Genomic DNA, 5,193 nt, shown 5'->3' with positions numbered 1-5,193 from the left:
AATAAATTTAATCAAAGGATCAAAATGAAAATACTACTTATCAACGGCGGAGCGCCGTTTAACGGCAATGGCGGCAAGCTAAGCAAGACGCTGCACGAGTTAGCCAAAAAAACGCTACAAGCCTTATGGCACGAAACGCGCGAAACCACGATACATGAGGGCTACAATATAGAGGATGAGGTGGAGAAATTTTTATGGATGGACGCCGTGATCTGGCAGATGCCCGCGTGGTGGATGGGCGAGCCTTGGCTAGTCAAAAAATACGTGGACGAGGTGTTTATGGGCGGCATAGGCAAGATAGTGGCAAACGACGGGCGGCACAGCGCAAGCCCAAACGACGGCTACGGCACAGGCGGGCTGATAAAGGGCAAATCGCACATGCTAAGCGTTACTTGGAATGCTCCGCTTCAGGCGTTTGACAAGCCCGGAGATTTTTTCGAGGGCGTGGGCGTGGACGGCGTTTATTTGCATTTTCATAAAGCCAACGAGTTTTTAGGCACGAAAAGGCTGCCTACTTTTATGTGCAACGACGTCGTTAAAAATCCCGACGTAGAGCGTTTTACGAGAGATTACGAAGCGCATTTAAAAAAGGTTTTCGGCTAGCCTTAACGGGCTCAAACGAGTTTATCTGCTCATAGTACAGCGCCAGATGAGCTAAAGCGGATTTATAAGATCGCTTCTTAAAGTCGGATATTACGACGCTTGTGAAATTTTAAAATAATGCCAAGCAGTACTTGTTCGAGTGTGGCTTGCGATGCGCGAGGTTTTCGTAAATCGCGAGATTCGAGCTTTGCTCGGCTGACTGACACTGCGTGATGTGCGGGAGGTGTGAAATTTGCGGTGTTGCAGCGTGAAATTTCAAGTCTTGCGGCGCGCGATTTATGCAGTCACTATATAAAATTTCATACGGCTGTCGCAGCTTCTAAGTCGGTGCGAAATAAAACTTGCGAAACGACGTGGCATTTTGCGATCGTTTTAAATTTTGCAAATGCGCTGTATTTTGGCTCGGTGCGAGATAAAATTTTACGCGGCGCACTTTTATGTGATGTACGCGTCTAGCTTGCCGTTGCTCGTTAGTGCCATGTCAGCGAGTGTCTAAGCATGGATGAGCGCGATGGCTGGCTCGTGTAACTATTAGCGTGCCGTTCAGTGCTGCTAGTGGCTTTAAGAGGCACGATGTGTGTTTACAGGGGAAGAGATGTTAAAAATCGATATGCTTGAGTTTTTTCGCCCGGGCGAGTTTGCTGACGTAAAAAGCGGCTTGAGCTGCGCGCAGATCGCCTCGATGTTTGGCCCTGCGGATGCGAGCTTTAAGAGCGCGGGGGCTGAAATTTTAAGATACGGCGCCTTTGAGTTTCACTTTTTTCGGGACGAAATTTTTATGATTTTTTCGGATCATTTCAGAAGTGAGCCTCTAAATTTCGGCGGCGCAAGGGCGCAGCAAATCGAAATCGAGCCTTGGATATTATCGGGCTGTCCTGCCCCCATCGATCTTGCGGCGGCAAAAGACGCTTTAGATCGCGAGCGGATCGAGTATCGCGAGCTCGCAACAGATGAAGGTTTGAAGCTAGACTTAAGCAGCGGCGTTACGCTTGCGTTTGAAAGCTTGAGCGGGTTGGGCGAGCCCCGCGGCTACGAGCTTGCCGAATTTTGGATAAAATTTTAGTGGAATTTAAAAAGAGAAATATTTCTTTCGCGCGCTTTTTAAATTTAGCTTTTAAATTTACTCTTCATTGAATGAAAATGAATGAAAATCCAAGCTAAATTTTGGCGGAAGCGGCGCCTTGTATTGCGCACGGCGACGGAAAAACCGAGCCGTATTAGCTGCAGAAATACGGATTTAAAGATCGCGATAGCTTATAGCGACGCAGCTCCGCTTTTCTGCCGCTACGGCGCGCCAGGATGAAGCGCCGAGATAAAATTTTAAACAAAAGAGGTTTGATGTTTTTTGATACAAAATACGATGAAAAAAGATCGCTAGCTTTAATCAGATGAATACGCTTTTAAGATACGTGCTGCTGTTTTTTATCCTTGGTGCGGCGCTGTATACGTCCTACACGGCCGTGCTGCCGTCTAGCCCCGAGGATTTGCAGACCATAGAGGGACGCGTCATATATGTGCAAACGAATAAGAGCAGAGGGGCTAGTTATTATAGTTAAATTTAGTGGATAGCTCGCTTAAGCAGAGGCGTTTTTCTTTAGATGTTTACGGTACGCAGATAGACGGATACAAGGCCGCGATATACGACAAGGACGTAAAAATTTAGTACCAAAGGATCGGGGGCGATACCGACCTTGCACGGCAGATCGCCCTTAAAGACGGGCAAATGGTTTTAAAATACGATTATGCTTTTGCAACCAGATTTTATTACAATACCATATCCGATTCCTATAAAATCACATATTTAAAATGGGGCGGCGGTGCGCTTGCGCTTTTGATCATTCAGATCGTTTTGACTCGGATAGCGAGGAGAAAATACCGCGCCAAATGGGGCTACTACGACAAACCTACGAATAAAATTTAAAATCGCCGCCGCCGAATAAATTTAAGCAAAATTTTGACCAGGCAAAATTTCGGATCGGCTTTTGCGCGCCGATTAAATTTACGCGTTCGCTGCGCCGCGAAATTTAAATCTTAAATTTAAAAAGCGAAATCAAAGGAGCGAAAACGCTGCTTAAATTTGGCTTTTTAAAAATCGTTTTAGCAAAAGGGCGGGCAGAGATCGGGATTTTATCGCGGAATTTTGTTTTGGCGGCTCTTGCGAGAGCGGCAAAAACACGTTCTTTGCTTTTTGCTTGCGCGCTCAAAGGCGGAAATTTTATTCATGCGCGGTTGAGATGGCAGTGCGGTACCGCGCGCAAACTCATGCTTTCAAATTTAGCCGCAGTGAAATGGCGGTGCGGCTTAAGCATAAATTTTTATCGTTGCGCCTCGGCGGTATCTCTGCGCGGCAACGCAGTAAATTTATAAAATTTTACGCCGCGCCGCGTAGCGAAATCAGCTCGCAAATTTCAAAATATGGCGGCAAAATTTAGCCAAATTTAGGGCTAAATTTCACGCGCTTACTAATTTTTCTCGGCTAATTTTGTCTCTATAAATTTTAAAATTTCATCCGCGCTTACGCTCTGCCGCTTTAGGCCTGCGCGAGTGATGAACTCGACGCTTCCCTCTGCTAGGGCTTTGCCCGCGAGCACGGCGTACGGAAAGCCCATTAGCTCGAAGTCATTCATCTTCACGCCGAAGCGCTCTGCGCGATCGTCGAGTAGCACGCGAACTCCGCGCGCACGGCACTGCTCGTATAGCTGCGAGGCAAATTCTACCGCCGCTGCGTCTTTGTGATTTGAGATGATGATCTCAAGCTCGAAAGGCGCTAGCTCGCGCGGCCAGATGCAGCCTCGCTCATCGTGGCTGCTTTCGATCGCTACGGCGATGAGGCGGCTTGCGCCGATGCCGTAGCAGCCCATAAAAAATGGCTGTGCCTTGCCGTTTGCGTCCAAAAATCGCGCTCCCATCGGCTCGGAATAGCGCGTGCCGAGCTGAAAGATATGACCCACTTCGATGCCTTTCGTGATGCCAAGCTCGCCGCCGCAGCACGGACACGCGTCGCCTTCGCTCACGGCGACGAGATCCGCAAAGCGCGATTCGTTAAAATTTATCACGCTAGCGCCTACGTAGTGGTAATCCGGCTCATTTGCGCCCGCAATCATCTCGCGCGCTCCTTTTAGCTCGGCATCGATGTAAAATTTCGCCCCTTCGCCGAGCCCGAAAGGTCCGCAAAAGCCCGCCGTAAAGCCAGCTCGCGCGATCTCCTCCTCGCTGGCATCGATTAGCTCCAGCGCACCGCAGGCGTTTTGCGCCTTGGTCTCTTGCAGCTCGTCGCAGCCGCGGATAAAAAACGCTACGATCTCGCTGCGATCCTCATATAGCGCTTTTTTGATCACTGCTTTGATAGTGTAGAATTTATCCACTTTGAAAAATTCCGCCACCGCGTCGATCGTTTTCATCGCGGGGGTTTTAAATTTCATCATGCCGTCGGTCTCGGGCGCAGCGGCGTTCGTGGTTTTGGGAGCACGGCGCGCAGCCTCGATATTTGCGGCATACTCGCAGCGCTTGCACACGACGATATCGTCCTCGCCGTTATCCGCTAGCACCATAAACTCCTTGCTACCGCTACCGCCGATCGCGCCGCTGTCCGCATCGACCGCGCGAAAATTTAATCCCAGTCGCGTAAAGATCCGCGAGTACGCCTGCCTCATCACCTCAAACTCTCGCTTCATATCCGCAGTGTCTGCGTGGAAGCTATAAGCGTCCTTCATCGTAAACTCGCGACCGCGCAGAAGCCCGAAGCGAGGGCGCGCCTCGTCGCGGAATTTCGTATTGATCTGATAGATATTTAGCGGCAGCTGCTTGTAGCTCGTGATCTTATCCGCTACCATCAAAACCGCCGCCTCCTCGTTGGTAGGACTTAGCACGAAGTCGTTATCCTTGCGATCTTTGAAGCGCAGCAGCTCCTTGCCGTATTTGGCGTAACGACCGCTTTTTTTCCACGCATCCGCAGACGTCACGACGCTAAAAGAGACCTCCTGCGCGCCCGTAGCGTCCATCTCCTGCCTGATGACGGCGCAGATCCGCTCCAGCACTATCTTTCCTAGCGGCAAAAAATTATAAAGCCCACTGCCCAGCTGCTCGATAAATCCCGCGCGGATCAAAAGGGCGTGGCTAGGTAGTACCGCGTCTCTGGGAGCCTCTTTTAGGCTCGGAGCGAAAAGCTTGCTAAATTTCATTCTGTCTGTCCTTTTTCTCGTTTTCTTGATTTAAAAATTTTTCGTAGTTTTCTTGCAGTTCAAAAATTTCGACCAGCGTGTTTACTGTGCCGTCAGCATCGTCCGCTTCGCCGAGGTTTTTCAAATTTACCGTCGGAGCGTGCAGAAACGCTTTAAAAACCTGATGGATCAGCTTGCGCGCCTCCTCTGCATCGCTGTGCTTTAGATAGCCCTTTTTAAGCGCTTTGGCTAGCTCCAGCTCAGCTACTTGCTTCGCGCTTTGACGCAAGGCTTTGATGATCGGCGTGGATGCCGCCGCTTTGAGCCATTTGAAAAACTCGTTCGTGCATTTTGCCACGATCGAGTAAGCGATCTGCGCCTGCTCCTCGCGAAGCAGCAAATTTTTCTTTACGATCTCCTCCAGATCATC

The 5,193-nt window shown here is 49.6% G+C and carries 6 protein-coding genes and 1 pseudogene; 5 read left to right on the top strand and 2 right to left on the bottom strand.

Translation table 11 applies throughout. The features are described 5' to 3' along the window. Positions 1 to 24 precede the first annotated feature (24 nt). From Q0238_RS08725 to Q0238_RS08705, 5 genes are all read left to right on the top strand, one after another. On the top strand, positions 25 to 603 hold the full coding sequence (locus Q0238_RS08725; RefSeq protein ID WP_297945172.1) for an NAD(P)H-dependent oxidoreductase: 579 nt from the start codon (positions 25 to 27) through the stop codon (positions 601 to 603). 225 nt (positions 604 to 828) lie between these two features. Continuing rightward, entirely contained in the window at positions 829 to 1,059 is a 231-nt protein-coding gene (locus Q0238_RS08720) for a hypothetical protein (RefSeq protein WP_297945170.1), read from the top strand. Positions 1,060 to 1,198: 139 nt separating this feature from the next. Beyond that, positions 1,199 to 1,666: a hypothetical protein gene (locus Q0238_RS08715; RefSeq protein ID WP_297945167.1), complete on the top strand. Its 468-nt coding sequence runs from the start codon at positions 1,199 to 1,201 to the stop codon at positions 1,664 to 1,666. 325 nt (positions 1,667 to 1,991) lie between these two features. After that, complete coding sequence (locus tag Q0238_RS08710) at positions 1,992 to 2,159, top strand: hypothetical protein (RefSeq protein WP_297945164.1); 168 nt, start codon at positions 1,992 to 1,994, stop codon at positions 2,157 to 2,159. A gap of 167 nt (positions 2,160 to 2,326) precedes the next feature. Next, the gene (locus tag Q0238_RS08705; RefSeq protein WP_297945161.1) at positions 2,327 to 2,524 is read left to right on the top strand and encodes a hypothetical protein; all 198 of its coding nucleotides are present in this window, start codon (positions 2,327 to 2,329) and stop codon (positions 2,522 to 2,524) included. 541 nt (positions 2,525 to 3,065) lie between these two features. On the opposite strand, the gene Q0238_RS08700 is transcribed toward Q0238_RS08705, so the two are convergent. Together Q0238_RS08700 and Q0238_RS08695 are read right to left on the bottom strand one after the other, a co-directional pair. After that, positions 3,066 to 4,784 (bottom strand): proline--tRNA ligase, encoded by a 1,719-nt coding sequence (locus Q0238_RS08700; protein ID WP_297945158.1) that lies wholly within the window; start codon positions 4,782 to 4,784, stop codon positions 3,066 to 3,068. Next, positions 4,774 to 5,193, bottom strand: a pseudogene (locus tag Q0238_RS08695) (glutamyl-tRNA reductase); the annotation flags it as partial. The gene Q0238_RS08700 and the pseudogene Q0238_RS08695, both read right to left, overlap by 11 nt.

Source organism: uncultured Campylobacter sp., assembly GCF_938045775.1.
Taxonomy (GTDB): Bacteria; Campylobacterota; Campylobacteria; order Campylobacterales; family Campylobacteraceae; genus Campylobacter_B.
This window is presented reverse-complemented; position numbering and strand designations above follow the sequence as displayed.